Here is a 26,462-nt window from a genome sequence, read left to right on the forward strand (position 1 = left end):
ATGCTCCGCTTGTTCCGCCTGTAGTAGTGCTGCGACTGGACGCCGTCAGTAGTCTGACGGCCGTTGTGCTACGACTCGGCCAGGATCTGACCCACGTACCGTGCCACCGCTCGCACCGCCCCCATTGTGCCCGGGTAGTCCATCCGGGTCGGACCGATCACACCCAGCTTGGCCACGCTCTCGTCGCCCGAACCGTAACCGACCGAGACGACCGAGGTGGAATTCAGCCCCTCGTAGGCGATCTCCCGCCCGATCCGGACCGTCATCGCGGCGTCCGTGGTCTCACCCAGGAGGCGGAGCAGGACGACCTGCTCCTCCAGGGCTTCCAGCACCGGCTGGATGGTGAGCGGGAAGTCGTGGCCGAAGCGGGTCAGGTTGGCCGTGCCGGCCAGCATGATCCGCTCCTCGTTCTGTTCTGCGAGCGTCTCGAACAGCGTCGCCAGGACCGTGCTGACGGTCGGCCGGTCGGCCTGCTCGAACATCGCCGGAAGCTCCTCCAGCAGCCCGGGGACCTCCGGGAGGCGCCGGCCGGCGGCTCTGGTGTTGATCCTGGCCCGCAGGTCCGCCAGGACCGTCTCGCCGACCGGGCCCGGGCAGTCGACCATCCGCTGCTCGACCCGGCCGGTGTTGGTGATCAGCACCAGCATCACCTTCGCCGGGGCCAGGGCCACCAGCTCGATGTGCCGGACGGTGGAGCGCGACAGCGAGGGGTACTGCACCACCGCGACCTGCCGGGTCAGCTGGGCGAGCAGCCGCACGGTGCGCGCGACCACGTCGTCCAGGTCGACCGCGCCGTCCAGGAAGTGCCGGATCGCCCGGCGCTCGGGGGCGCTCATCGGCTTGACCTCGGCGAGCTTGTCGACGAAGAGGCGGTACCCCTTGTCGGTCGGGATGCGCCCGGCGCTGGTGTGCGGCTGGTGGATGTAGCCCTCCTCCTCCAGCGCCGCCATGTCGTTGCGGACGGTCGCCGGCGACACCCCGAGGTTGTGCCGTTCCACCAGGGCCTTGGAGCCGACCGGCTCCTCGGTGCCCACGTAGTCCTGCACGATCGCGCGAAGCACCGCGAGCTTGCGGTCGTCCAGCTGGCGGACCTCTCCGGCCATGGGGCACGCACCTCCGTCTTCGCACGTTGTCCGTCTGTGTGTCCCTGCAGTACTGCCACGGGCCGTCCCGGGAGGCCCCGGTCTTGGCACTCTGAACACACGAGTGCCAGAACCGTACCTGCCAGTGTAAGGCCCGGGTCCTACGGCAGGAACGGCCCGACCGGGGTGATCCTGCCCGCAGTTCCGGGTACGGCCCGCACGACGGCAACCGTTCACGGTTCCCGGCGCGGGGGTGGTGCCCCGGGGCCGTCCGGGTGGCAGCATCGAAAGCGACGGCGAATGGAGGAGCAAGCGATGTCGAGCTCGGGCCAGCACACCCGTTTCGCGCCCGACCGCGGCCTGACCGGCCGCATGGTCGTGACGATGTTCGTGATCGGGCTGCTGTACGTCGGTTTCACCGGCCTGCTGATCGCGCTGCTGCGCGGCGCGTGGCCGCTGATCGTCCTGATCTCCGGCGGGCTGTTCGTGGCCCAGTTCTGGTTCAGCGACAAGATCACCCAACGGGCGATGGGCGCCCACCAGGTGTCCCCGGAGGAGTTCCCCCAACTGCACGGCACGATCGACCGGCTCTGCGCGCTGGCCGACATGCCCAAACCCCGCGTGGCGGTCGCCGACAACGACATGCCCAACGCCTTCGCCACCGGCCGCAACCCGCAGAACGCGGTGGTCTGCGTGACCACCGGCCTGCTGCGCCGCCTGGAGCCGGAGGAACTGGAGGGCGTCCTCGCCCACGAGCTGTCCCACGTCGCCCACCGGGACGTCGCGGTGATGACGATCGCCGGCTTCCTCGGCGTCCTCGCCGGCGCGATGACCCGGATCGCCATGTACGGCGGGTTCATGGGCGGCGGCCGCAACAACAACGACCAGAACGCGGCCATCGTGGCCCTGATCATCCCGCTGGTCTCGATGGTCGTCTACGCGATCAGCTTCCTGCTCACCCGGCTGCTCTCCCGCTACCGCGAACTGGCCGCCGACCGCGCCGCCGCCCAGCTCACCGGACGGCCCAGCGCGCTCGCCTCGGCCCTCACCAAGGTGACCGGGCAGATCGCGGCCATCCCCAGCAAGGACCTGCGCCAGGCCCAGCCGTACAACGCCTTCTACTTCGCCCCCGCGCTGAACGCCCGGGAGACCGCCTCCCAGCTGTTCTCCACCCACCCGACGCTGGAGAAGCGCCTGGAGCAGCTGGCGAAGATCTCCGAGCAGCTCGGCCGCTGACCCGCCCCCGGCCCCGACCCGCCCGCCGCCCGACCCGCCCGCCTCCTCGCCGCGAAAGGACCGCCGTGGGACTCCTGGACGCCCTGTTCGGCCGCACCAAGCCCGTCAAGCCCGACCTCGACCAGCTGTTCGGCGTGCCGTCCGCCGCGCTCACCCTGGAGGCCGGCGCCGGGTTCACCCCGACCGGGCTCGGCTCGGTCTGCTTCGCGGCCGTCGAGGGCGCGGCCTTCGTCCAGGTCGAACAGCAGGTACGGGCGCTGCTGGACGCCGACACCGGGCGCGGCGGCGTCCCGGTGGAGGCCTCCAAGGACGACTACGGCTACTCCTGGCTGCTCGCCCGGCACCGGCCCGAGGAGCTGCCGGAGCTGGTCAACGACCTGCACGCGGTCAACAGCGAGCTGGAGGCGAACGGCTTCGGCCCGCAGCTGCTCTGCTCGCTGGTGGCCTTCCGCAACCCGCAGGGGCAGTCGCTGGGCCTGGTCTACCTCTACAAGCGGGGTACGTTCTACCCCTTCGCCCCGATGCCCGGCGGCGGGGAGAAGCGCAACAGCCCGCTGGAGCTGCAGGTCAACGCGATGCTGGGGAACGACCTGCGGCTGGAGAAGGACCTCGGCCGCTGGTTCCCGGTCTGGGGCGCGCCGGGTCTGTGACGGCCCGTCCGTAAAATCGCCCCCATGCGCAGCCGCCAGTACGGACCCGACCTCACCCCGCCGTGGAAGAAGCAGACCCCGGCCCCGGAGGTGCCCGCCGAGCGGGACCTGGTGGTCGAGGAGGCGACGACCGGCTTCTGCGGGGCGGTGGTGCGCTGCGAGAAGACCGCCGAGGGGTTCACCGTCACGCTGGAGGACCGTTTCGGCAAGCACCGGGTGTTCCCGCTGGTCCCGCGCGGCTTCCTGCTGGAGGGCCGCGTGGTGACCCTGGTGCGCCCGGCCGCCCCGGCACCGTCCGGGGCGCCGGGCCGCACCGCCTCCGGCTCGATCGCCGTCCCCGGCGCCCGCGCCCGGGTCGCCCGCGAGTCGCGGATCTACGTCGAGGGCCGGCACGACGCCGAGCTGGTCGAGCGGGTCTGGGGCGACGACCTGCGCATCGAGGGCGTCGTCGTCGAGTACCTGCGGGGCATCGACGACCTGCCCGCGATCGTCGCCGACTTCGCCCCCGGCCCCGGCCGGCGCCTCGGCGTCCTGGTCGACCACCTGCTCCCGGGCACCAAGGAGCACCGCATCGCGGCCCGGGTCACCGGCGAGTGCGTGCTGGTCGTCGGCCACCCCTACATCGACATCTGGCAGGCCGTGAAGCCCTCCTCGGTCGGCATCCCCGCCTGGCCCGCCGTCCCCCGCGGCGAGGACTGGAAGGAGGGCACCTGCCGCCGCCTCGGCTGGCCCGCGGACACCCCCGCCGCCTGGAAGCACATCCTGTCCAAGGTCGACACCTACAAGGACCTGGAGCCCGAACTCCTGGGCCGGGTCGAGGAGTTGATCGACTTCGTGACCCTGCCGGAGTGAGGTCGGTCAGACGTACTTCTGAAAGTCCGTGGTGTCCAGACTGATATCGAGCAGGTCGATGGGGACCGGCTCGCCGAACTTACTGGTCCGCTCGGACATGTACCTCGGGAGCCCGGACCCGGGAGCCTGACCCAACTCGGTCAGCAGCACGCACACTCCCTTGATCGGGTCGACGATCAGATACGCGGGGACGGTGCCCTCGGCGTAGAGCTCCCGCTTGGTCCGGTAATCACGATCGACGCTGGTCTTCGACACCACCTCGACCACCAGGGTGACGGCAGGCGACGGCAGCAGGCGGCCGTGCTCCTCGACCGCCCCGCGTTCGAAGACGACCAAGTCGGGCTGGGGCTCGCTCGCCTGGCCGGGGATCCCCAGGTCCTGGGTGGTGAGTGGACGCCACCGACCGTACGGAAGCTGGTGCTGAATCGCCAGGACGATGAGGTTGTGGACCATGTCAGACCCCGCCATCATCACGATTTCCCCCCTGATGAGCTCGGCCTTGACGCCTTCCGGCACCTCCAGGTTCTCGAAGATCCCGGTCATCCGATCATCGATGGCGGTCATCGCACGCTCCCTCCGACGGCTGACACCCACGGTAACGAATGTCAGTCCACCAGGTCACGCACGACCGCGTCGGCCAGGAGCCGGCCCTGGAGGGTCAGGGCGGCGCGGCCCTGCTCGTAGGGCTCCGGGGCGAGGAGGCCGTCGGCGAGGGCCCGGTCGGCGGCCTTGCGGCCGGTGGCGGTGAGGAGGTCGAGGCGCACGCCCTCCACCAGGCGCAGCTCCAGCAGGATGCGCTCGACGCGGCGGTCCTCGTCCGCCAGGACCTCGCGGCCCAGCCCCGGGCTGCGGCCCTCGGCGAGGGCCCGGGCGTAGGCGGCGGGGTGCTTGGCGTTCCACCAGCGGACGCCGCCGACGTGGCTGTGGGCGCCCGGGCCGGCGCCCCACCAGTCGGCGCCGGTCCAGTACAGCTCGTTGTGGCGGCAGCGGCCCTCGGGGGTGGTGGCCCAGTTGGAGACCTCGTACCAGTGGTAGCCGGCGGCGGCGAGCGCCTGCTCGGCGATGAGGTAGCGGTCGGCGTGCACGTCGTCGTCGATCATCGGCAGTTCGCCGCGCTTGACCCGGGCGGCGAGCCGGGTGCCGTCCTCGACGATCAGGGAGTACGCGGAGACGTGGTCGGGCCCGGCGCCGATGGCGGCGTCCAGGGAGGCCCGCCAGTCGTCGTCGGACTCGCCGGGGGTGCCGTAGATGAGGTCGAGGTTGACGTGCTCGAACCCGGCCGCGCGGGCCTCGGCGACGCAGGCCTCGGGGCGGCCCGGGGTGTGGTGGCGGTCGAGCAGCTGCAGCACGTGGGGCCGGGCGCTCTGCATGCCGAAGGAGATCCGGTTGTAGCCGCCCTCGCGCAGTTCGGCCAGGTACGCCGGGTCGACGGACTCCGGGTTGGCCTCGGTGGTGACCTCGGCGCCGTCGGCGAGCCCGAACTCCTCGCGGATCGCGGCGAGCATCTTCACCAGGTCCCGGGCGGGCAGCAGGGTGGGGGTGCCGCCGCCGAGGAAGACGGTCCGGACGGGCAGGTCGACGGAGCCGAGCACCTTCCGGGCGAGCCGGATCTCGGCGACCACGTTGTCCGCGTACGTCTCCTGGGAGGCGACGGCCCCGGCGGAGCGCAGCTCGGTGGCGGTGTAGGTGTTGAAGTCGCAGTAGCCGCAGCGGCTGGCGCAGTACGGCACGTGCAGGTAGAAGCCGAACGGCCGCCGGCCGAGCCCGTCGAGGGCGTGTGCGGGCAGGGAACCGTCGGACGGCACCGGTTCGCCGTCGGGGAGTGCGGAGGGCATGACCCCATTGTCCCGTACGGCCCGGGCGTTCCCCGCGGGCCGTACGGGACGGGAGGGCTCAGGCCTCGTTGGCGCCCGCGTACATCGCGCTGACGGCGTCGGCGTAGGTCCGCTCGACCACCGGGCGCTTGATCTTCAGGCTCGGGGTGAGCTCGCCGTGCTCGATGTCGAGGTCGCGCGGCAGCAGGTGGAACTTCTTGATCGTCTGCCAGCGCTGAAGCCCCGCGTTGAGCCGCTTCACGAAGCCCTCGATCAGCTCGTGGACGGCCGGCTCGGCGGCCAGCTCGGCGTACGACTTCCCGGCCAGGCCGTGCTCGGCGGCCCAGGGCATCAGGACCGCCTCGTCCAGGCCGATCAGCGCGGTGCAGAAGTTGCGGCCGTTGCCGATCACCAGGATGTTGCTGACGAACGGGCAGACCGCCTTGAACCGGCCCTCGACCTCGCTGGGCGCCACGTACTTGCCGCCGGAGGTCTTGAACAGGTCCTTCTTGCGGTCGGTGATCCGCAGGAAGCCGTCCGGGCTGAGCTCGCCGATGTCCTCGGTGTGGAACCAGCCGTCCGGCTCCAGCACCTCGGCGGTCTTCTCCGGCAGGTTGTGGTAGCCGCGCATGACGCCCGGGCCGCGCAGCAGGATCTCGCCGTCCTCGGCGATCCGCACCTCGGTGCCGGGCAGCGGGCGGCCCACCGTGCCGATCCGCACGTCCTCCTCGCGGTTGACGCAGGAGCCGGCGCTGGTCTCGCTCAGGCCGTAGCCCTCCAGGATCGGCACCCCGGCGCCGAGGAAGAAGTAGCCGATCTCCGGGGCGAGCGCGGCACTGCCGGAGACGGCGCCGCGCAGCCGGCCGCCGAAGGCCACCCGGATCTTCGCGTACACCAGCTTGTCGGCCAGCGCGTGCTGCACCCGCAGGCCCAGCGGGGCGGTGCCGGTGCCGGTGGCGATCCGGCTCTCCTGGACGGCCCGGGCGTGCTCGCGGGCGACCTTGGCGGCCCACAGGAAGATCTTGTACTTGGCGCCGCCCTCGGCCCGGGCCTTGCCCGCGATGCCGTTGTAGACCTTCTCGAAGATGCGCGGCGCCGAGGCCATCACGGTCGGCCGGATCACCGGCAGGTTGTGGATGATCCGGTCCACCCGGCCGTCCACCGCCATCACGTGGCCGGTGGCGATCTGCCCGGAGATCAGCGTCTTGCCGAACACGTGCGACAGCGGCAGCCACATGAACTGCACGTCGTCGGAGCGCAGCAGCCCGCTGGACTCCTGCGCCCGGCCCTCGTACGCCCAGCAGTCGTGCACCAGGCGCACGCCCTTGGGGCGGCCGGTGGTGCCGGAGGTGTAGATCAGGGTGGCCAGCTGCTCCTTGCCGAGCCCGTCGACGGCCTTCTCCACCGCGTCCGGGTGCTGCTCCAGGTACTCGGCGCCGCGCTGCTCCAGCTCGGCGAGGGTGAGCAGCTCCAGGCCGGCCGTCTCCGGGGCACCGTCGGGGGCGTCGAACAGGACGACCGTGCGCAGCTCGGGCAGCTTCTCGATCTGCTCGACGGCCTTGGCCAGCTGGGCGGCGTTCTCCGCGAACAGCGCCCGGGAGCCCGAGTCGGAGAGGATGAACGCGGTCTCGTCCGCGTTGGTGCTCGGGTAGACGGTCGTGATCGCGGCGCCGGCGCACATGGCGCCGAGGTCGGCGAGGATCCACTCGATCCGGGTGGAGGCGGCCAGGGCGACCCGGTCCTCCGGCCGGATGCCGAGCGCCATCAGGCCGGCGGCCACCGCCTTGACCCTGGTCGCGGTCTGCGCCCAGGTCAGCGAGCGCCACTGCTCGGCGCCGGGCGCGCCGTCCGCGGCCTGGTCGTCGACCGGTGCGGGGTGGCGGTAGGCCTCGGCGTTCGGGGTCGCGGCGACCCGCTCCAGGAACAGGTGGGCGACGGAGGCGGGGCGCCCGGCGACGAGGTCGGGCCTGCCGGAGTCGATCAGGGACTGCGCGGAACTCAACGAGGACCTCCGGGGGCGGGTGGCCGTCTGAGGGATTGTTCGCGGCGTCCGTGGGGGCGGTCGCCGGGCCCCGGTTCACGCGGACGGTACCGGTCGGTAACAAGGGGGCAATCAGCAGCCTAGGGGGAAACCGGTCATTCCGTAAGAGGGCGACGCCTCCTGGCACGCCCCCACCCCACCGGTGACCGCACCCCGCCACCCGCCGCACCCCGCGGCGGCACCGGCCGCCGGACCTTCCGGACCGTTCGGCAAAAGCCCGGCAATCCCCCGGTTCCCGCACGCCGAATGGCTCGTACGACGCTACAGAACAACGAGAATCGGGGTGCGAACCCGACCGGCGACGACAAGAGTGTGCTAGTGCTGATCAGACTGCTCCGGGCGTACCTGCGCCCCTACTCCCGACCGATCACCCTGCTGGTGGTACTCCAGCTGGTGTCCACCCTCGCGGCGCTCTACCTGCCCACGCTCAACGCCGACATCATCGACCAAGGCGTGGTCAAGGGCGACACCGGCTACATCCTGCGCGTCGGCGGGGTGATGATCGGCGTGACCGTCCTCCAGGCGCTCTGCTCGATCGGCGCCGTCTTCATCGGCGCCCGCGTCGCCATGGCCTTCGGCCGGGACGTCCGCGCCGCCGTCTTCGACCGGGTGCAGAGCTTCTCCGCCCGCGAGGTCGGCCAGTTCGGCGCGCCCTCCCTGATCACCCGCACCACCAACGACGTCCAACAGGTCCAGATGCTCGCCCTGATGAGCTTCACCCTCATGGTGGCCGCACCCATCATGTGCGTCGGCGGCATCATCATGGCGCTCAACCAGGACGTCCCGCTCTCCGGCCTGCTGCTCGCCGTCATCCCCGCCCTCGCCGTCGTCGTCATCCTGCTGGTCCGCGCGCTGCGCCCCAAGTTCCGCAGCATGCAGACGAAGATCGACACGGTGAACCGCGTCCTGCGCGAACAGATCACCGGCATCCGGGTCATCCGGGCCTTCGTCAAGGACGACCAGGAACAGGCCCGCTTCGCCGACGCCAACGAGGACCTCACCGACGTCGCCCGCCGCGTCGGCCGCCTGATGTCCGTCATGTTCCCGGCCGTCATGCTCGTCGTGAACGTCTCCAGCGTCGCCGTGCTCTGGTTCGGCGCCCACCGCATCGCCGACCACGACATGGAGATCGGCGCGCTCACCGCCTTCCTCTCCTACCTGATGCAGATCCTGATGAGCGTCATGATGGCCACCTTCATGTTCATGATGGTGCCGCGCGCCGAAGTCTGCGCCGAACGCGTCCAGGAAGTCCTCGGCACCGAATCCAGCGTCGTCCCGCCCACCGCGCCCGTCACCGAACTGGCCCGCCGCGGCCACCTCGAACTGCGCGACGTCGACTTCCGCTACCCCGGCGCCGAGGCCTCCGTCCTGCGCGGCATCGACCTCACCGCCCGCCCCGGCGAGACCACCGCCATCATCGGCTCCACCGGCAGCGGCAAGTCCACCCTGCTCGGCCTCGTCCCCCGCCTCTTCGACGCCACCTCCGGCCGGGTCCTGCTGGACGGCGTCGACGTGCGCGAACTCGCCGCCGACACCATCGCCGAGCACGTCGGCATCGTCCCGCAGAAGCCCTACCTGTTCTCCGGCACCGTCGCCAGCAACCTCCGCTACGGCCGGCCCGACGCCACCGACGAGGAACTCTGGCACGCCCTGGAGACCGCCCAGGCCAAGGAGTTCGTCGAAAAGCTCCCCGAAGGCCTCGACGCCCCCATCGCCCAGGGCGGCAGCAACGTCTCCGGCGGCCAGCGCCAACGCCTCGCCATCGCCCGGGCCCTCGTCCGCAAACCCTCCGTCTACCTCTTCGACGACTCCTTCTCCGCGCTCGACTACGCCACCGACGCCCGGCTGCGCAAGGCCCTCGCCCGCGAGACCGCCGACGCCACCGTCCTGATCGTCGCCCAGCGCGTGTCCACCATCCGCGACGCCGACCGGATCATCGTCCTCGACGAGGGCGCCGTCGTCGGCACCGGCACCCACCACGAGCTGATGGCCGACAACCCGACGTACCGGGAGATCGTGCTCTCCCAGCTCACCGAGCAGGAGGCGGCGTGACCACCCCCGGAAAGTCCCCGACGGGCGCTGCGAAGGCCGACCTGACGAAGGTCGGCGCTGCGAAGGCCGACCTGACGAAGGCCGGCGCTGCGAAGGCCGACCCGAAGAAGGCCGACGCCGACCTGCCCAGCGACTCCCAGGCCGCCGCCGCCCGCCGCGGCCCCGCCGGCCCGGGCCGCTTCATGGGCGGCCAGGGCACCGAGAAGTCCATGGACTTCAAGGGCTCCGGCAAACGCGTCCTCGGCCTGCTGCGCCCCGAACGCACCCTCCTCATCGGCGTCCTGCTCCTCGGCGTACTCGGCATCGGCTGCGCCGTCATCGGCCCCAAGATCCTCGGCGACGCCACCGACCTGATCTTCGCCGGCGTCATCGGCGCCCGCTTCCAGCCCGGCACCACCAAGGCCCAGGTCATCGACGGGCTGCGCGCCCACGGCGAGGGCGGCGTCGCCGACCTGCTCTCCGCCGTCGACTTCACCCCCGGCCAGGGCATGGACTTCGACGCCATCGGCACCATCCTGCTCTGGGTGCTCGGCATCTACGTCGCCTCCGCCGTCTTCGGCATCTTCCAGGGCCGGCTCGCCACCAAGGCCATCCAGCTCGCCAGCTACCGGCTGCGCCAGGACGTCGAGGCCAAGCTCGCCCGGCTGCCGCTCAGCTACTTCGACAAGCAGCCGCGCGGCGAGGTGCTCAGCCGGGTCACCAACGACATCGACAACATCGGCCAGTCCATGCAGCAGACCATGGGACAGGTCGTCAACTCGCTGCTCACCGTGGTCGGCGTGCTCGCGATGATGTTCTGGATCTCCCCGCTGCTCGCCGTGATCGCCCTGGTCTCGGTGCCGGTCTCGGTGGTCGTCGCCACCAAGGTCGGCAAGCGGGCGCAGCCGCAGTTCGTCCAGCAGTGGAAGTCCACCGGCCAACTCAACGCCCACGTCGAGGAGATGTACACCGGCCACACCCTGGTCACGGTGTTCGGCCGCCGACGCGAATCCGCCGAGACCTTCCGCGAGCACAACGAGGCGCTGTACGAGGCCAGTTACAAGGCCCAGTTCATCTCCGGCATCATCCAGCCCGCGATGATGCTGATCGGCAACCTGCAGTACGTCCTGGTCGCGGTCGTCGGCGGCCTGCGGGTGGCCAGCGGCGCGCTGTCCATCGGCGACGTCCAGGCGTTCATCCAGTACTCGCGGCAGTTCAGCCAGCCGCTCACCCAGGTCGCCAGCATGGCCAACCTGGTGCAGTCCGGAGTCGCCTCCGCCGAGCGCGTCTTCGAACTGCTCGACGCCCCCGAACAGAGCCCCGAACCGGCCATGCCAGAGAAGCCGGACACCGTCCACGGCCGGGTCGCCTTCCAGGACGTCTCCTTCCGCTACGACCCCGACAAGCCGCTCATCGACGACCTCTCGCTCAAGGTCGAACCCGGCCAGACCGTCGCCATCGTCGGCCCCACCGGCGCCGGCAAGACCACCCTCGTCAACCTGCTGATGCGGTTCTACGAGATCAACTCCGGACGGATCACCCTCGACGGGGTGGACATCGCCGCGATGTCCCGCGAGGACCTGCGCTCCGGCATCGGCATGGTCCTCCAGGACACCTGGCTGTTCGGCGGCAGCATCGCCGACAACATCGCCTACGGCTCCCAGGGCGCCACCCGCGAACAGGTCGTCGACGCCGCCAAGGCCGCCCACGTCGACCGCTTCGTCCGCACCCTGCCCGACGGCTACGACACCGTCATCGACGACGACGGCGCCGGCGTCAGCACCGGCGAGAAGCAGCTGATCACCATCGCCCGGGCCTTCCTCGCCCAACCGTCCATCCTGGTCCTGGACGAGGCGACCAGCTCCGTCGACACCCGCACCGAGGTGCTGATCCAGCGGGCCATGGCCCGGCTGCGCACCGGCCGCACCAGCTTCGTGATCGCCCACCGGCTCTCCACCATCCGGGACGCCGACGTGATCCTGGTGATGGAGAACGGGTCGATCGTGGAACAGGGCTCGCACGACGAGCTGATCGCCGCCGGCGGCGCCTACGCCCGGCTCTACCAGGCGCAGTTCGCGGAGGCCGTGGCCGAGGTGGACTGACCCGGCGCCACGCGACGGGCCGGGGCGGGACCTTCCGCCCCGGCCCTTCGTGTCCGTACGCCCTTCGCTCCCCGCACCCCCGGTCTTCGCAACGCCCGCCGACGGGCGCTACCTTGGGCCCGTGACCGACGACCGCGCCCCGGCCCCGCACACCCCGGACGCCTTCGAGGCGAACCGCCGCTACCTGGGCTCGGTCGCCTACCGGCTGCTCGGCTCCTTCACCGACGCCGAGGACGTCCTGCAGGACGCCTGGCTGCGCTGGCAGGCCGCCGACCGCGCCACCGTCGCCGACCCGCGTGCCTTCCTCACCACCGTCGTCACCCGGCTCTGCTACGACCAGCTCGGCTCCGCCCGGGCCCGCCGGGAGGCCTACTACGGCGAGTGGCTGCCCGAACCCGCCGTCTCCTACGCCGACGGCCCGGACACCCCCGCCGAACTCGCCGAACGCGGCGAGTCCGTCTCGCTCGCCCTGCTCGCCGTCCTGGAGCAGCTCTCCCCCGCCGAACGGGCCGCCTTCGTGCTGCACGACGTCTTCGCGGTCGGCTTCGAGGACATCGCCGCCTCCCTGGACCGCACCCCGGACGCCACCCGCCAACTCGCCTCCCGGGCCCGCCGCCGGGTCAAGGACGGCAGCCGGCACCCCGGCGCCGCCGACCCGGCCGAACACCGCCGGGCCGTCGAGGCCTTCGCCTCCGCCAGCACCCGGGGCGACATCCTCGGCCTGATGGAGGTCCTCGACCCCGACGTCGTCTGGCACGCCGACGGCGGCGGCATCGTCCGCGCCGCCGCCCGCCCGGTACGGGGCGCCGACAAGGTGGCCCGCCTGGTCGCCGGCCTGGTCACCAAGTGGTTCACCCCCGACCTGGGGATCGGCCCCGCCGTGGTCAACGGCGAACCGGGACTGGTCTGGTACGAGCACGCCACCGGCGCCGTCGGCGGCGTGCTCGCCTTCACCGTCACCGACGGACGGATCACCGAGGCGTACGTCGTGGTCAACCCCGAGAAGCTCGGCCGGATCAGCCCGGTCACGACCCCCTGACCTGAGCCCCACGAGGCTGTGACGCAGGTCACGGTCACATCCCGACCGGCCGCGTCGTCCCCTTCCCGAACAGCGCCCCACGAGGGCGCACGGAACGGAGGCGGACGAGATGAGCAGCAGCACCACCACCGGGAAGCGGATCGTCGTCCTGGGCGCCGGATACGCCGGACTCACCGCGGCCAAGGGCGCCGGACGCCACCACAGCGTCACCCTGGTCGCCCCCGAGGAGCGGCTCCTGCACCGCGTCCGCCAGCACGAGGCGGCGGCCGGCCGCGGCCACGACTGGCCCGCCATCGCCGAACTGGCCCGCGGCCGCACGATCGAACACCGCCGGGCCCGCGCCGTCGAACTCGACCTCGCCGGACACCAGGTCGTCCTGGACGACGGCACCACCCTCGGCTACGACACCCTCGTCTACGCCCTCGGCAGCCGCACCGCCTGGCACGGCGTCCCCGGCGCCGCCGAGCACGCCCACCCCGTGGAGCGCGCCGCCGAGGTACGGCGCCTGATCCGCGAGGCCGACCGCCCCGGCACCCTGGCCGTCGTCGGCGGCGGCGCCACCGGCATCGAACTCGCCACCGAGCTCGCCGAGGCCCACCCCGACTGGCAGGTGCGGATCGTCGCGGCCGGCCAGGTCGGCGGCATCTACTCGCCCAAGGGCCGCGCCCACATCCGGCGCGTCCTCGACCGGCTCGGCGTCACCGTCCGCGAGAACGCCACCGTCACCGAGGTCACCCCGGACGGGCTGCGCACCACCGCCGGCCCGGTCGAGGCCGGCCTCACCGTGTGGGCCGCCTCGCTGGAGCCGCACCCGCTGGCCGCCGAGGCCGGGCTGGCCGTGGACGAGCGCGGCCGGGCCCTGGTCGACGACCACCTGCGGTCGCTCTCGCACCCGGACGTCCACGTGGTCGGCGACGCCGCCGCGGTCACCGTCCCCGGCGTCGGCACCCTGCGGATGGGCTGCGCCACCGCCCTGCCGCAGGGCCAGTACGTCGGCAAGCTGCTCGACGGGCGCACCGCGAAGCCGTTCTCGTTCCGGTACGTCGCGCAGTGCCTGAGCCTCGGCCGCCGGGACGGGCTGCTCCAGCTGGTCCGCCCGGACGACTCGATGAAGCCCACCGTCCTCACCGGCACCGCGGGGCGGCTGGCCAAGGCCGGGATCGTCTCGGTCGTCCTCGGCGCGCTGAAGTAGCCGGGGAACACGTCCGAGGGCCGCATCCGGGGAACGCGGAAGGGCCCGGGCGGGTGCCCGGGCCCTTCCAGCTGCCGCTCCGCGGCTACTTCTTGTCCTTCGGCGGCTCGGCGTCGGTGGACAGCGCGGCGATGAAGGCCTCCTGCGGGACCTCCACGCGGCCGACCATCTTCATCCGCTTCTTGCCTTCCTTCTGCTTCTCCAGCAGCTTGCGCTTGCGCGAGATGTCACCGCCGTAGCACTTGGCGAGGACGTCCTTGCGGATCGCGCGGACGGTCTCCCGGGCGATCACCCGGGAGCCGATGGCGGCCTGGATCGGCACCTCGAACTGCTGGCGGGGGATCAGCTTCTGCAGCTTGCCCGCCATCATCACGCCGTAGTTGTAGGCCTTGTCCTTGTGCACGATCGCGGAGAAGGCGTCCACCGCGTCGCCGTGCAGCAGGATGTCGACCTTCACCAGCTGGGCGCTCTGCTCGCCGATGGGCTCGTAGTCGAGCGAGGCGTAACCGCGGGTCTTGGACTTCAGCTGGTCGAAGAAGTCGAAGACGATCTCCGCGAGCGGGAGGGTGTAGCGCAGCTCGACCCGGTCCTCGGACAGGTAGTCCATGCCCTGCAGCGCGCCGCGGCGGGACTGGCAGAGCTCCATGATCGCGCCGACGAACTCGTTGGGCGCGAGGATCGTGCCGCGCACGACCGGCTCGTACACCTCGGCGATCTTGCCGGTCGGGAACTCGCTCGGGTTGGTGACGGTGTGCTCGGTGCCGTCCTCCATGATCACCCGGTAGACCACGTTCGGGGCGGTGGAGATGAGGTCGAGGTTGAACTCGCGCTCCAGGCGCTCCCGGATGATCTCCAGGTGCAGCAGGCCGAGGAAGCCGCAGCGGTAGCCGAAGCCGAGCGCGACCGAGGTCTCCGGCTCGTACACCAGCGCGGCGTCGTTGAGCCGCAGCTTGTCCAGGGCGTCGCGCAGCAGCGGGTAGTCCGAGCCGTCCAGCGGGTACAGGCCGGAGAACACCATCGGACGCGGGTCCTTGTAGCCGCCCAGCGGCTCGGTCGCACCCTTGTGCATCGAGGTGATGGTGTCACCGACCTTGGACTGCCGGACGTCCTTCACACCGGTGATGATGTAGCCCACCTCGCCGACGCCCAGGCCGTCGGCGACCTTCGGCTCGGGCGAGATGACGCCGATCTCCAGCAGCTCGTGCGTCGCGCCGGTGGACATCATCGCGATCCGCTCGCGCTTGGTGAGCTGCCCGTCCACGACACGCACGTAGGTGACCACGCCGCGGTAGGAGTCGTACACCGAGTCGAAGATCATCGCGCGGGCCGGGGCGTCCTTGACGCCGACCGGGGCCGGGATCGTGTTGACGATGTGGTCCAGCAGGTCCTCGACGCCCAGGCCGGTCTTGGCGCTGACCTGCAGCACGTCCGAGGGGTCGCAGCCGATGATGTGCGCGATCTCCGCGGCGTACTTCTCCGGCTGGGCGGCCGGCAGGTCGATCTTGTTGAGCACCGGGATGATCGTGAGGTCGTTCTCCAGCGCCAGGTACAGGTTGGCGAGGGTCTGCGCCTCGATGCCCTGGGCTGCGTCGACCACCAGGATGGTGCCCTCGCACGCGGCGAGGGAACGGGACACCTCGTACGTGAAGTCCACGTGGCCCGGGGTGTCGATCATGTTGAGGATGTGCGTCGTCCCGGAGTCCGGCCCGGTCTTCGGCGCCCACGGGAGGCGGACCGCCTGCGACTTGATGGTGATGCCGCGCTCGCGCTCGATGTCCATGCGGTCGAGGTACTGGGCGCGCATCTGCCGGGGGTCGACGACGCCGGTGATCTGCAGCATCCGGTCTGCGAGCGTCGACTTGCCGTGGTCGATGTGGGCGATGATGCAGAAGTTGCGGATCAGCGCCGGGTCGGTACGGCTGGGCTCTGGCACATTGCTGGGGGTCGCGGGCACCTTGGTCCGATTCTCCGTTGGTCCGGGGCCGGGGGTGTCCGGGTCATCGCTGACCGGTTTCCCGGGGACCGGACAGTCTCGTCCGATCGAAATAGTTCCTCCCATCCTCCCACGAGCGGGGGCCTCGCTGCCGTTCGGGCACCGTCCGGTCCCTCCCCCGGCCTCCCCGGAGGCTCTCCCCGGCCTTCCGTTCCCCGTGGTCAGGGCGGCAGGATGGCCTCCCGTGATCCTCGAAAGCGCACTGCTCGACGTCCTGCCCGGCCGGGAGGAGGAGTTCCTCGCCGCCTTCGCCGAAGCCCGACCGCTGATCGCCGTCCAGCGCGGCTTCCGCTCCCTGGCGCTGCGGCGCTGCCTCGACGAGGGCCGCGGCTCGCGCTTCCTGCTCCAGGTGGAGTGGGAGACGCTCACCGACCACACGGAGGGGTTCCGCGGCTCCCCCGAGTACCAGCGCTGGCGCGCGCTGCTGCACCACTACTACCAGCCGTTCCCGCAGGTCGAGCACTACGGCGAGGCACTGCTCGGGGCGTAGCGGCCGGGAGCCCGGTTTGGGGCGAGCCGCTGGGCCCTGGTAGCGTGGGCTGCCACACCTGGCCTCGGCATGCCCTCTCAGCTGGACCGACGGCCGCCGGTGTGATCCCGTTCGAATTTCTTTAGACAGACTGAGGCTCCTTCGTGGCGAACATCAAGTCCCAGATCAAGCGCAACAAGACCAACGAGAAGGCGCGCCTGCGCAACAAGGCCGTCAAGTCCTCGCTGAAGACCGCTCTGCGCAAGGCCCGTGAGGCCGCTGCCGCCGGCGAGACCGAGAAGGCCGTCGAGCTGGCCCGCGCCGCCTCCAAGGCGCTGGACAAGGCCGTGAGCAAGGGCGTCATCCACGCCAACCAGGCCGCCAACAAGAAGTCGGCCATCACCAAGCGCGTCAACACGGCCGCCCAGGCCTGACGCCCCCCGGGGGTCACCACCCCCGACAGCGCCTCGGAACGATCCGGCCCTCTACCCGGACCCCGAGACGTACGAGACTCGCACCGCACGCGGCCTGCGTTCGCCACGCGGGTGCGGTGCAACGAAGCAGTACGGCAGGCGCCGCAGTCGGCCTCTTCCCCAGAGGCCACTGCGGCGCCTGTCGCATTCCACGATCCGGCCGCTATGGTCGGTCGGTCAGGTGCGATCAGGGTGCGGGGAGCACCACGACGCCGGGCCCAGGGGGGAACTTCATGACGACGCCGCCGCCGACACCGCCGCCGCCGGCACCGAACGGGCCGGGGTACGGCTTCCCGCAGCAGCCCCCGGGTGCGCAGCCCGTACCGGGGGCGCAGCCGGTACCGGGCGCACAGCCGGTACCGGGAGCTTCGGGCTTCGGGCCGCCGCCTGGGCTGCCCGCGTCGCCCGGGATACCCGGCCCGCCGGGAATGCCGACCGTTCCGGGCCTGCCGGTCACGCCCGGAGGCGGCGCACAGGGCCCCGGGACGCGGCCGCGCTCCGGGGGGAACCTGCGGCGCAACGCCGTCTGGGCCTTCGTCGGCGCCGTACTCGCCTCCGCCGGCTGGACCGCCGCCGTGATGGCCGTCCCCGGCATGGTCAGCACCGACTCCTCACCACGCGGCCTCGGCAGCTACCACCTCTCGGACGACTTCTGCGCCACCGGGAAACCCACCAAGCTGCTGCAGACGTACGCCGTCTCCGACACCTCCGCACCGACCCACCACACCGACCGGCACCCCGCGCTGGACAGCATGAACTGCTCCATGAGCCTCAAGCGCATCGGCGGCAACAGCGACAGCGAGTACGCCTCGGTCTACCTGCGCGCCGACCTCCACAAGGCGGTCAACCCGGCGCCCGAACTGGAAGCCAACAAGGAGCTCTACCGGGCCCGCGGCTACCAGGTCACCGACATCTCCGGAGTCGGCGAGGAGGCGTACTTCCTGTACAAGGACGACGGCTCCGACAAGTACCACAGCGTCTACGCCGAGCTGGACATCCGCGACGGCGGGATGACGTACTACATCAACTACACCGCGAGCTACACGGAGGGGAAGGGCAAGCCGCCGTCCAAGGACGAGCTGCGCAGCGCCCTGCAGTCCGACGGCCAGGACGCCGTCCGGGCGATGCGGAAATAGGCCCGCCGCGCGCTCACGTACTCACGTGCTCACGTACTCACGGGCTCAGTACGACGGGCGGGACCCGGCGCGGGCGGCCCGGGCGACGGCGACCACCGCGCGCTCCAGGGCGAAGGCCGGATCGTCCGAGCCGCCCTTGACGGCGGCGTCGGCCTGGGCGATCGCGGTCAGCGCGGTGGCCACCGCGTCTCCCGTCCAGCCGCGCATCTGCTGACGGACCCGGTCCACCTTCCACGGCGGCATGCCCAGCTCGCGGGCCAGATCCGCCGGGCGCATGTTCCGCCCGGTGGTCGCCAGCCGGCCGATGCTGCGCACGCCGGAGGCCAGCGCGTAGGTGATGCCGGTCGGCGGCTGGCCGACGGCCAGCGCCCAGCGCAGCCGCTCCAGCGCCTCCGCGGCCCGGCCGGTGACCGCCAGGTCGGCCACCTCGAAGCCGGTCGCCTCGGCCCGGCCGCTGTAGTAGCGGGCCACCACCGTCTCGTCGATCGTGCCCTCGACGTCCGAGGTCAGCTGGTGGCAGGCGGCCGCCAGCTCGCGCAGGTCACTGCCGAGCGCGTCCAGCAGCGCCTGGCTCGCCTCCGGGGTCGCCGAACGGCCGAGCGCACGGAACTCCCCCTTGACGAAGGCCAGCCGCTCGCTCGCCTTCGCCAGCTTCGCGCAGGCCACCTCACGGCCGCCCGCCTTGCGCCCGGCGTCCAGCAGGCCCTTGCCCTTGGCCCCGCCCGCGTGCACCAGCACCATGATCACTTCCTCGGCGGGCGCCTCGATGTACGCCTTGACCTCCTTCACCGAGTCGGCGGAGAGGTCCTGGGCGGCCCGGACCACGATCACCTTGCGCTCGGCGAACAGCGAGGGCGTGGTCAGCTCGGCCAGGCTGCCGGGCTGCAGCCCGCCGGGCGGGAGGTCCCGTACGTCGGTGTCCGGGTCCGCCGCCTTCGCCGCCGCCACCACCTGGGCGACCGCGCGGTCCAGCAGCAGCTCTTCCTGGCCGACCGCGAGGGTCAGCGGGGCGAGCAGGTCGTCGGGTGCACTCTTCCTGGCCATCGCCTACCAGCATCCCACGGGCCGCGGACACTCCCGCCCGCCTCCGGGCCTGCCCGGCTGCCTGCCTCGGGCGGACGGCCTGGACAATGTTCCGGTGACCGAGAACCACGCCACCGACCTCCCGGACGTCGACGACCCGCACGCCCGGCAACTGCTCGTCCTGCCCGACCGCGAAACCGCCGAGGACGCCGCCGAGGAGCTCGGCGCCGCCCACCCCGACCTCGGCGAGATCGAAATCGTCCGCGACGCCCTCGCCGGCGAGGACGACGCCGAGGACGCCCAGTGGCTCGTCGTCGTCGAACCCCCGGAAACCGGCTGGACCCCCACCCACCTGCACGCCCTCGACACCCTCGCCGCCGACCACGAAGGCTGGCGCGAAGACGCCTGACGGCCGCACCCCGCCGCCGGTCGAGCCCCACGCAGCCCGACCGGCGGCGGCGCATCCGCGATCTCCATGGGCACTCTGCGCTCCCGCCTCACGCCGGCCGCCACCGGGCAACTCATCCCGGCGGCAGGGCGAACGGCCCCGAACTCCCCCGGTATCAACGCGCGGGCACTCTGGGCACCGACGTTGCGCGGCGGCGCGCTCCGGGCTTGGCCCGGAGCGCGCCGCAACCGACCTCGCGACCGTGTCCTGCCCCTGGCTGGGGCCGCATTGCTTCTGCCGTTCTCCGCTGCCCGCGCTGGCTAAACCCGCGCACAGCAGCACCCTCTTCAAGAGGCTTCAACACGCCCATCTAATAGGGGGTCGAGTCAGTCCCGCGCTGCGGCCTCGGTTTCGAGGTTCCGCTGAAGGTGGCCACAGCCACCGCAGCTCACAGTCCCCGGGTGGGCCACCAACCGAAGTCCGGGTCGACCACCGGGACCGGTGAGCCGAACCGGCCTCGCCAGGCCCCGGTGTCCGCTAGCCTGCTTGAGGTGACGGAAGCGATGGGCGACGCCCCGTGTGGCTCGCGCTACAGCAAGATCGAGGAGGACCTGGTGCTCCTCGGCGAGTCCTTTGGGCTCGGTGAGATTCAGGCGTGCCGCTTCCTGTCCAACGGCCTGATGAACGGCAACTGGCGGCTGGAGACGGCCGAGGGCGCGTTCGCCCTGAAGCGGATCATGGACGTGCCGCTGCCGCTCGCCCGGCGAAACCTGGCGGTCCTGGCGGAGCTGGCCGACGCCGGAGTCCCGGTCGGGCGGCCACTGGCGACCTCCTCCGGCCAGACCGTAGCGGAGGTCTCGGGCCGCGGATATTGCCTGATCCCCTGGATCGAAGGCGGCCACCGGCCCGGGACGGAGCTCACCCTGGACCAGGCGGGGGACCTCGGTGTCCTGCTCGGCCAGATCCACCGGAGCCTGAACGGCGAGCGGACCGCCCGCCTGCTGCCGCCGGCATCGGAGCCCCCGGCAGCCCCGGCGATCACCCCGTATGCGGCGCGCGCCGACGCGGACCGCTTCCTCGCGCTGATCGCCGCACTGGACAGCCCTACGGCTTTCGACACCGAGGCGGCCCAGGCGCTGGGCGAGCGCAAGGTTCTGCTCGACAAGTACGCCCATTTTCACCCCGGCACCGAGGTGGCGGCTGGCCCGGTGGGCTGGACGCACGGTGACGTGCAGCACCGCAACATGCTGTGGCGCGACGGCAAGATCGCCGCGGTGATCGACTGGGACCGCATCCGAGTGCGCCCGTTCGGCGAGGAGGTCGCCCGCACCGCCACGGTGCAGTTCGGTGGTGAGGACGGTTTCCTGGATCTGGAGCGGACTGCCGCGTTCGTGGCCGGCTACCGGTCGGTGGTGCCGATCCCGGTGCCAGCCCTGGCGGACGCGGTGGAGCGACTGTGGTGGAAGCGTATGTCGGACTACTGGCAGCTGGTCTTCCACTACGACCGCGACGACCACTCCTGCGACCACCTGTTCCTGCCCGCCGAGCGGCTGCTGGCCTGGTGGACCGAGCGGCGCGAGGACGTGCAGGAGGCGTTCGCGGCTATGCCGTGACCAGCGTGCGGACCAGTACGGCGGCGAGGGCCTCGGCGACCTGCTCCATGTAGTCCGGCGCGGGGATCTGCGGCACCTTGAGGACGATCATCTGCCGCATCGCCTTGCGGAAGTTAGGCAGCTCGTCCATGGTCGGCGGCCGGTAGGGGCTGCAGCCAAGGTGCGGCCAGAAGCGGGCAGCCAGGTCTCGGCGCTGAAAGAGCGGCGCCTGCGTCCAGTCCTCGTACAGGGAGCGGACGGGAACTCCGGCGGCCTTGAACCGCTTGCTCAGCTCGGCCGGGTCCGGCACGCGGACGCTGATCGTCAGCGGGGTGCCGTACCAGCCGCGGACGGACAGTTCGCCGATCGAGGGCCAGGTGACGGGCGCGTCGTACTCCTCCAGGGCCTTTCGGAGGGTGGTGAGGTTCTGTTCGGCGGCGAGCATTCGGTCGGGCAGTGATCGCAGTTGCTGGCGGGCGATGACGGCGGACAGGGCGGGCATGCGGTACTTGTAGGCGGCGCCGGTGGTGGCGAACGGCAGCAGGTCGGGGAGGGTGAGTTCGGCGGCCAGGCGGGCGGGGTGGTGGCCGAGGGTGAGGGCCCGCTCGTAGACCTGGCGGTCCGTGGTGGTCAGGACGCCGCCCTCGCCGCCGGAGACGGCCTTGGATTCCTGGAGGCTGAAACATCCGGCCGCACCCCAGGAACCGACCGCGCGGCCCTGGTAGAGGGCTCCGTGGGCGTGCGAGCAGTCCTCGACGACTGGCAGGTCGCTGGCGCCCGCGAGCTGGTCCATGCGGGCGGGGATGCCCCAGGTGTGGGTGGCCAGGACTGCCGAGCAGGATCCGGCAGCCTCGGCGACGGCGGTGGCGGCGATGTTCGGGCTGTCCGGCTCGATGTCGCAGAAGACGGGGTAGCTGCCGGCTTGGAAGACGGCGGTGATGGCGGAGGCCCAGGTCATCGGGGAGACGGCGACACCGGCCTCGGGGGCGGTGCCGACCGCGTGGAGCGCGGCGTGCAGGGAGGCGGTGCCGGAGTTGAACGACAGCGCATGGCGGGTGCCGGTGAGGTGGGCGAAGGCGGCTTCGAGGGCGTTGGTGGCCGGGCCGCGGTTGATCTCGGACAGGTGGCCGTCGTCGAGGAGTTGGAGGACGGCGTCCTTCTCGGCCTGCCCGTACTTGGGCTCGCGGGGGAACGGGAGGGTGACGGCGGGGTCGTTCACGGGTGTCCTTCCGGGCGGTGCGGTGAGCGGGATGCTGGGCGGGATTACGGGCGGCGGCACGCGCTGGAGCCGGCGTCGGGGGTGATGCGGGGAATGGCGGCGAGGTGGCCGTGGTCGAGGTCGTCGAGGTCGGCCTGGAGCTGGGCGGCCCGCAGCCGGACCCTGTCCTGGTCGTCGCAGGAGGCGTGGAAGTGCAGCAGCGAGTAGGCGATGCGAAGGCGGAACAGGACCAGCGGCAGCAGGCTCTCGGCGGGGATCGGGCCGTCGAAGTAGCCGGCGAGCAGGGCCTCGGTCATCGGGGCCGGTTCGCGCAGCGACCAGCCGGCGAGTTCGGCCAGCGGGTCTCCGCCGCGGACACTCTCCAGGTCGACGACACCGGTGATCTGCTGGCCGTCGGTGAACAGGTGCCGGCCGACCCAGTCGCCGTGCAGGAGCCGGGGCGGGCCTTGGGGCAGGCGGCCCGATCCGACGTCCAGGATGAAACGGGTCCGGTGCAGCAGCCCAGGAAGGTCGAGGCCGTCGATGCTCGGGATGCTGCGGGGCGGCAAACTGAGGAACCAGCCCTGGATGGTGGCGTGCTGGCCGATGCCGTGGCCGTCGAGCTGGCCGAAGCTGCCGACCTCGATGCTGTGCAGGCGCCGGAGCACCTCGCCCGCGCGGGTCGCCGCGTCCCGGTCCTGCGGCGTGGGCGGTTCGGCCTCGACGGGGCGGCCGGGGCACCGGGTCTCAACGCACGCTTCCCGGCTGTGCCACAGGATCTCGGCGGCCGGGACACCGGCCTCGCGCATGCGGGCCGAGGCCCACGCGGCGGTCGGGTAGCGCGAGCGGCTGCCCGCGCGGCGGACCTTGACGACCAGTTCGTGGCCGTCGCGGGTGGTGGCCGCGAAGGGGAGGCTGTCCGTTCCGGACTTGAGCGGGGTGAAGCGCGCTTCGTCGGCGTCGAAGCCCGCCGCGGCGAGCGCATCGACCAGCAGCGGGTGCGGGCGGCTGATCGCGGCGTCAAGGGCGGACATCGGGCACCTCCGGCACGGGGGCGGGACGGCGGCGGGTGGCGGAGGCCAGGGCGGCGTCCAGTAGGGCGATGGAGGCGAGGTTGTCGGCAGCGGGCACCGGCAGGGGGCCGTCCCGGTGGAGCGTGTCGACCATCGCGGTGATGCACCGCTGGTAGGCCGGCGGCCCGGCCGGGGCCGCGTTCCGTGCCCGGTGGGGGTCCGGGGCCCACCGGGCGGCGAAGCCCCGGCCCTCCACGCGCCAGTTGCCGTTGGCGTCGGTCCGAAGGGCCGGGTCGACGATGTACCCGCCTCTGTAGGTGAACAGGGAGCCGTCGGCGAAGTGGACCGTGATCGCGGCGATCGAGCTGTGGGCCGCGAGGAAGCCGGTCGCCGTCTCGGTGCAGGTGACCTCGGTGGGCGGTGCGGTGATCAGCGCGCGGACCTGGTCGAAGGCGTGGACGGCGAGGTCCGTGGTGACGGGCAGGTGCTGGCCGGCGCGGAAGCCCGGACCGGGCAGGGTGACCAGGGTGTCGGCGGTGATGGCGAAGGGCGAATGTCCGCCGGAGCGGACCGTGTCGGCGAAGGCGAGGAAGTCCGGGTCGGCGCCCCGGTTGTGCATGACGGCCAGCAGCTGGCCGCGTTCGCGGGCGAGGTGGACGAGGTCGAGGGCGTCGGGCAGGTTCAGGGCCAGCGGCTTCTCGGTCAGGACGTGCAGGCCCTGGGCGAGCGCCGAGCGGCTGACGGGATAGTGGAGTTCGGGCGGGGTGAGGTTGACGACGACATCGGCCTCGGCCCGGGCAAGCGCCTCAGTAAGCGTCGTGGCGAGAGCCGGGTTCAGCCCGTAGCGGGCGGCGAGCACCTGTGCCGCCTGCTGGTCGGGGTCGACGAGGGCGGTGATCTTGATGCGCCTGTCGGCGAGCAGGGAGCGGACCCAGCGGCTGGCGATGGCGCCGCAGCCGATGATCGCGGCCTTCACGATGCCTCCTTGAGCGGGTGCGGCCCCGGGGCCGGGCTGGGGCGGCGCTGGGCGGCCTGGTGGCGGTGGACGTGGTCGAGGGCATGGGCGGTGAGGTCGTCGAGCGAGCCGCAGTTGGCGTCGAGCAGGGCGACGGCCGGGGCGAGCGGGTGGGCGAGGTAGGCGTTGAAGTGCTCGCTGAAGTGCCGGTCGTAGAAGATCGTCGGCATGCCCTTGCGCAGGCGGGCCCGGTGGGCGAGCACGTCCGGGTCGGCGGTGAGCACGATCGTCAGGTCAGGCATCGCCACCGGCCTGCTGGTGACCAGGCGCCGGGCCTGGTCGTCGCAGTCGAAGCCGTGCATCCGGCCGACGGCGTGGGCGTGGGCGAGGAGGGTGTCGACGGTGCGGTCGAGGATCACATCCCGGCCCTCCATGAGGGCCTGCCTGGCCCGGGCGAGCCGGAGTTCCTCGACGTCCAGGAGCTGGGCGATGTTGGCCAGCTGGTGCTCGGTCGTGAATGGCTCGGGGTCCGGCAGCCGGGTCGGGTCGGGGCTGGCGTGGTAGTAGCAGGGGATGACGGCGGGCCCGTTGAGATGGGTGGTGAGCTGGGCGGCCAGCGTGGTCTTGCCGACGCAGCTGACGCCCTCGATGCCGAGGATCACGCGAACTCCCTGTCCGTGGTGGTGGATGGGGCGGTGCGGCGGTTGCTCTTGGGGGCGAGCGCGGTCTGCCGGGTGCCGGTGACCGCCCAGCGGCCAAGGGCAGTCAGAGGGCCGACGCTCTTGAGTAGGAGCCCGGCCAGCGTCTCCGCGCTCCGCACAACGGTCTCCCGCCCCGTCAGGCGGCGTCCTTCGGCAGCGGCGAGTGCGCGGACCGGTGCGACGGTGGCCGCCCACAGCGCCGTCGCGGCCGCCGCTCGGACGGGCAGGCGCGTGCGCGGTCCGAGCGCGAGGGCCAGGCAGGTGGCCGTTGCGGGCGAGACCAGCAGCCAGGCCATGCCCCGGTAGGCACCGATGGTCAGGGCCGCCGCGTGATCGCGGCGGCTGCCGTGGCCTTCGGCGTGCCAGCGGACGGCGCACTTCGGGTAGTCGAGGTAGCTCTGGAACCAGCGCTCGCTCTGGGCCAGAAGCTCGCTGAGGTACTCGGCAGCTGGGACGGTGGTGGTGAAGGGCAGGCTGTCCACCGGGATGCCGCCCAGGGTGAGCCGGTAGCCGAAGGCGACGTCGTCGAGCACGGTGAAGGTGGGCAGGCCGCCAACCTTCCGGAAGACGTCCATGCGGACGAGCAGGCCATGCCCAACGGTCTGGGCCAGCCCCGGCAGGCCGGGGCCGGTGTGCGGGCGGCGGGCGACGTCGGCGTACCGGCGGAGGTTGGGGATCTCTCGTCGCAGGGTCCACAGGGTCTGGGCCCGGGCGGCGCCTCGGCACAGGCTCCGCTCCCACCAGCTGCCGGCCGCGTCCTGGGTGGCGAAGCGGGCGGACTGCTGGACAACGCGGGGAAGCTCGCCGTCCTGGGCCCGGCGCCGGTCCAGGAACTCAGTGGTCCGCTCCAGCAGCTCACGGCTCGGGCGGGAGTCCACGTCGTAGACGGCGATGTACTCCTGGCCCGCGTCAGCGGTGGCGAGTTGTTCGACAGCAGCATTGACCTGCGCGGCCTTGCGCCCGTCGCCCTGGTAATGGACGTGCCGGACCACCGGGGCGGACTCCGGCAGGCACGCGAGTTCCGCCGTGATGACGTCCGCCGTGGTGGGGAAGCCGGACAGCACCTCGGCGGCCACGGCACCGGCCAGCGAGCCCTCGCCGGAGCCGGCCAGGGCCTCGCCGAGGGCGGTCAGCTCCTCGCCAGTCAGCTGCGGGAAGCGCTCCACCGTGAGGTCGGCCGTCGTCGCCTCCGCCAGCCGGGCGGCCAGGTGCTGGCGCTCACGCTCCTCGCGTGCCGTGGACACCAGAGTCAGCGTCGAGCCGGGGAGGCCGCGCAGGAGCGGGACGAACCAGGCCAGTACCGCGGTGATCTGCTGTTGCTCTCGCAGCACCGGGATGACGACGTGCAGCACCATCGGCTCCGCCGCCCGCCGGTCCCCGGGCTGGTCGGCCCAGGCCAGCGTCCGGCGGACCTGCCGCAGTCCGTTCGCGTTGCGCGCGGCCATGGCGGCGGCGATCCACCAGGCTGTGCTTCGCCACAGC

At 72.0% G+C, this 26,462-nt stretch carries 23 protein-coding genes; 12 read left to right on the plus strand and 11 right to left on the minus strand.

The window, feature by feature from the left end:
- Window positions 1–68: 68 nt before the first annotated feature.
- A complete protein-coding gene (gene hrcA, locus OP86_RS10320; protein WP_030061902.1) occupies window positions 69–1,103 on the minus strand; it encodes a heat-inducible transcriptional repressor HrcA in 1,035 nt (344 codons plus the stop codon).
- Window positions 1,104–1,397: 294 nt separating this feature from the next.
- Between hrcA and htpX the strand changes: the two genes are divergently transcribed.
- The 3 genes from htpX to OP86_RS10335 all read left to right on the plus strand — a co-directional run bounded on the left by htpX (window position 1,398) and on the right by OP86_RS10335 (window position 3,820).
- Window positions 1,398–2,318 carry a zinc metalloprotease HtpX gene (gene htpX, locus OP86_RS10325; RefSeq protein ID WP_030061901.1) on the plus strand — a complete coding sequence of 307 codons (921 nt, stop codon included), beginning with the start codon at window positions 1,398–1,400 and terminating at the stop codon, window positions 2,316–2,318.
- Window positions 2,319–2,383: 65 nt separating this feature from the next.
- Entirely contained in the window at window positions 2,384–2,968 is a 585-nt protein-coding gene (gene pspAB / locus OP86_RS10330) for a PspA-associated protein PspAB (protein WP_030061900.1), read from the plus strand.
- A gap of 24 nt (window positions 2,969–2,992) precedes the next feature.
- The gene (locus tag OP86_RS10335; protein ID WP_030061899.1) at window positions 2,993–3,820 is read left to right on the plus strand and encodes a DUF3097 domain-containing protein; all 828 of its coding nucleotides are present in this window, start codon (window positions 2,993–2,995) and stop codon (window positions 3,818–3,820) included.
- 6 nt (window positions 3,821–3,826) lie between these two features.
- Here OP86_RS10335 and OP86_RS10340 read toward each other — a convergent pair whose 3' ends face one another.
- Genes OP86_RS10340 through OP86_RS10350 form a run of 3 tightly spaced genes read right to left on the minus strand, consistent with a single transcriptional unit; the run spans window position 3,827 to window position 7,636 of the window.
- Window positions 3,827–4,384 (minus strand): Uma2 family endonuclease, encoded by a 558-nt coding sequence (locus OP86_RS10340; protein ID WP_030061898.1) that lies wholly within the window; start codon window positions 4,382–4,384, stop codon window positions 3,827–3,829.
- A 41-nt stretch (window positions 4,385–4,425) separates the two neighbouring features.
- Entirely contained in the window at window positions 4,426–5,655 is a 1,230-nt protein-coding gene (gene hemW / locus OP86_RS10345) for a radical SAM family heme chaperone HemW (RefSeq protein WP_030061897.1), read from the minus strand.
- Window positions 5,656–5,713: 58 nt separating this feature from the next.
- The gene (locus tag OP86_RS10350) at window positions 5,714–7,636 is read right to left on the minus strand and encodes an AMP-dependent synthetase/ligase (RefSeq protein WP_030256321.1); all 1,923 of its coding nucleotides are present in this window, start codon (window positions 7,634–7,636) and stop codon (window positions 5,714–5,716) included.
- Window positions 7,637–7,993: 357 nt separating this feature from the next.
- On the opposite strand from OP86_RS10350, the gene OP86_RS10355 reads away from it, so the two are divergent.
- From OP86_RS10355 to OP86_RS10370, 4 genes are all read left to right on the plus strand, one after another.
- The gene (locus OP86_RS10355) at window positions 7,994–9,727 is read left to right on the plus strand and encodes an ABC transporter ATP-binding protein (protein ID WP_030061894.1); all 1,734 of its coding nucleotides are present in this window, start codon (window positions 7,994–7,996) and stop codon (window positions 9,725–9,727) included.
- Window positions 9,728–9,909: 182 nt separating this feature from the next.
- Entirely contained in the window at window positions 9,910–11,808 is a 1,899-nt protein-coding gene (locus tag OP86_RS10360) for an ABC transporter ATP-binding protein (RefSeq protein ID WP_051829922.1), read from the plus strand.
- A 121-nt stretch (window positions 11,809–11,929) separates the two neighbouring features.
- The gene (gene sigJ, locus OP86_RS10365; RefSeq protein WP_051829915.1) at window positions 11,930–12,847 is read left to right on the plus strand and encodes an RNA polymerase sigma factor SigJ; all 918 of its coding nucleotides are present in this window, start codon (window positions 11,930–11,932) and stop codon (window positions 12,845–12,847) included.
- Window positions 12,848–12,956: 109 nt separating this feature from the next.
- Complete coding sequence (locus tag OP86_RS10370) at window positions 12,957–14,039, plus strand: NAD(P)/FAD-dependent oxidoreductase (protein ID WP_030256329.1); 1,083 nt, start codon at window positions 12,957–12,959, stop codon at window positions 14,037–14,039.
- Between the two features lie 85 nt (window positions 14,040–14,124).
- Here OP86_RS10370 and lepA read toward each other — a convergent pair whose 3' ends face one another.
- A complete protein-coding gene (lepA, locus tag OP86_RS10375) occupies window positions 14,125–15,993 on the minus strand; it encodes a translation elongation factor 4 (protein WP_030256331.1) in 1,869 nt (622 codons plus the stop codon).
- A gap of 223 nt (window positions 15,994–16,216) precedes the next feature.
- Here lepA and OP86_RS10380 point away from each other — a divergent pair, with 223 nt between their 5' ends.
- From OP86_RS10380 to OP86_RS10390, 3 genes are all read left to right on the plus strand, one after another.
- Window positions 16,217–16,522 (plus strand): antibiotic biosynthesis monooxygenase family protein, encoded by a 306-nt coding sequence (locus OP86_RS10380; RefSeq protein ID WP_030061889.1) that lies wholly within the window; start codon window positions 16,217–16,219, stop codon window positions 16,520–16,522.
- Between the two features lie 143 nt (window positions 16,523–16,665).
- On the plus strand, window positions 16,666–16,935 hold the full coding sequence (rpsT, locus tag OP86_RS10385; protein WP_030061888.1) for a 30S ribosomal protein S20: 270 nt from the start codon (window positions 16,666–16,668) through the stop codon (window positions 16,933–16,935).
- A 467-nt stretch (window positions 16,936–17,402) separates the two neighbouring features.
- Window positions 17,403–18,110: a hypothetical protein gene (locus tag OP86_RS10390; protein ID WP_030061887.1), complete on the plus strand. Its 708-nt coding sequence runs from the start codon at window positions 17,403–17,405 to the stop codon at window positions 18,108–18,110.
- A gap of 45 nt (window positions 18,111–18,155) precedes the next feature.
- Here the strand turns inward: OP86_RS10390 and holA are convergent, their stop codons facing one another.
- A complete protein-coding gene (holA, locus tag OP86_RS10395) occupies window positions 18,156–19,154 on the minus strand; it encodes a DNA polymerase III subunit delta (protein ID WP_030256335.1) in 999 nt (332 codons plus the stop codon).
- A gap of 94 nt (window positions 19,155–19,248) precedes the next feature.
- Here holA and OP86_RS10400 point away from each other — a divergent pair, with 94 nt between their 5' ends.
- Complete coding sequence (locus OP86_RS10400; protein WP_051829916.1) at window positions 19,249–19,542, plus strand: hypothetical protein; 294 nt, start codon at window positions 19,249–19,251, stop codon at window positions 19,540–19,542.
- A gap of 530 nt (window positions 19,543–20,072) precedes the next feature.
- Entirely contained in the window at window positions 20,073–21,134 is a 1,062-nt protein-coding gene (locus OP86_RS10405; protein WP_234434859.1) for a homoserine kinase, read from the plus strand.
- Here OP86_RS10405 and OP86_RS33470 read toward each other — a convergent pair.
- Genes OP86_RS33470 through OP86_RS37125 form a run of 5 tightly spaced genes read right to left on the minus strand, consistent with a single transcriptional unit; the run spans window position 21,124 to window position 26,425 of the window.
- Window positions 21,124–22,332 carry a DegT/DnrJ/EryC1/StrS family aminotransferase gene (locus tag OP86_RS33470; protein ID WP_051829917.1) on the minus strand — a complete coding sequence of 403 codons (1,209 nt, stop codon included), beginning with the start codon at window positions 22,330–22,332 and terminating at the stop codon, window positions 21,124–21,126. The genes OP86_RS10405 and OP86_RS33470 overlap by 11 nt on opposite strands.
- 44 nt (window positions 22,333–22,376) lie before the next feature.
- Window positions 22,377–23,345 carry a phosphotransferase family protein gene (locus OP86_RS10415; protein ID WP_030061881.1) on the minus strand — a complete coding sequence of 323 codons (969 nt, stop codon included), beginning with the start codon at window positions 23,343–23,345 and terminating at the stop codon, window positions 22,377–22,379.
- Window positions 23,332–24,300, minus strand: coding sequence for a Gfo/Idh/MocA family protein (locus OP86_RS37115; protein WP_030061880.1), 969 nt, complete (start codon window positions 24,298–24,300; stop codon window positions 23,332–23,334). The genes OP86_RS10415 and OP86_RS37115 overlap by 14 nt, the downstream gene beginning before the upstream one ends.
- Complete coding sequence (locus tag OP86_RS37120; protein WP_030061879.1) at window positions 24,297–24,941, minus strand: nucleoside/nucleotide kinase family protein; 645 nt, start codon at window positions 24,939–24,941, stop codon at window positions 24,297–24,299. Before OP86_RS37120 ends, OP86_RS37115 begins: the two co-directional genes overlap by 4 nt.
- The gene (locus OP86_RS37125; RefSeq protein WP_030256344.1) at window positions 24,938–26,425 is read right to left on the minus strand and encodes a glycosyltransferase family 2 protein; all 1,488 of its coding nucleotides are present in this window, start codon (window positions 26,423–26,425) and stop codon (window positions 24,938–24,940) included. The genes OP86_RS37120 and OP86_RS37125 overlap by 4 nt, the downstream gene beginning before the upstream one ends.
- Between the last annotated feature and the right edge of the window lie 37 nt (window positions 26,426–26,462).

The organism is Streptomyces novaecaesareae (assembly GCF_000716875.1).
GTDB lineage: Bacteria > Actinomycetota > Actinomycetes > Streptomycetales > Streptomycetaceae > Kitasatospora > Kitasatospora novaecaesareae.

Excerpts from the sequence above, each read along its gene's own strand:
- OP86_RS10360 (WP_051829922.1), top strand. The coding sequence starts at position 9,910 with ATGGGCGGCCAGGGCACCGAGAAGTCCATGGACTTCAAGGGCTCCGGC.
- OP86_RS37125 (WP_030256344.1), bottom strand. The coding sequence starts at position 26,425 with ATGGCCGCGCGCAACGCGAACGGACTGCGGCAGGTCCGCCGGACGCTG.
- hemW (WP_030061897.1), bottom strand. The coding sequence starts at position 5,655 with ATGCCCTCCGCACTCCCCGACGGCGAACCGGTGCCGTCCGACGGTTCC.
- hrcA (WP_030061902.1), bottom strand. The coding sequence starts at position 1,103 with ATGGCCGGAGAGGTCCGCCAGCTGGACGACCGCAAGCTCGCGGTGCTT.
- holA (WP_030256335.1), bottom strand. The coding sequence starts at position 19,154 with ATGGCCAGGAAGAGTGCACCCGACGACCTGCTCGCCCCGCTGACCCTC.
- htpX (WP_030061901.1), top strand. The coding sequence starts at position 1,398 with ATGTCGAGCTCGGGCCAGCACACCCGTTTCGCGCCCGACCGCGGCCTG.
- OP86_RS10370 (WP_030256329.1), top strand. The coding sequence starts at position 12,957 with ATGAGCAGCAGCACCACCACCGGGAAGCGGATCGTCGTCCTGGGCGCC.
- OP86_RS10415 (WP_030061881.1), bottom strand. The coding sequence starts at position 23,345 with ATGTCCGCCCTTGACGCCGCGATCAGCCGCCCGCACCCGCTGCTGGTC.
- OP86_RS10340 (WP_030061898.1), bottom strand. The coding sequence starts at position 4,384 with ATGACCGCCATCGATGATCGGATGACCGGGATCTTCGAGAACCTGGAG.
- OP86_RS10335 (WP_030061899.1), top strand. The coding sequence starts at position 2,993 with ATGCGCAGCCGCCAGTACGGACCCGACCTCACCCCGCCGTGGAAGAAG.
- OP86_RS10390 (WP_030061887.1), top strand. The coding sequence starts at position 17,403 with ATGCCGACCGTTCCGGGCCTGCCGGTCACGCCCGGAGGCGGCGCACAG.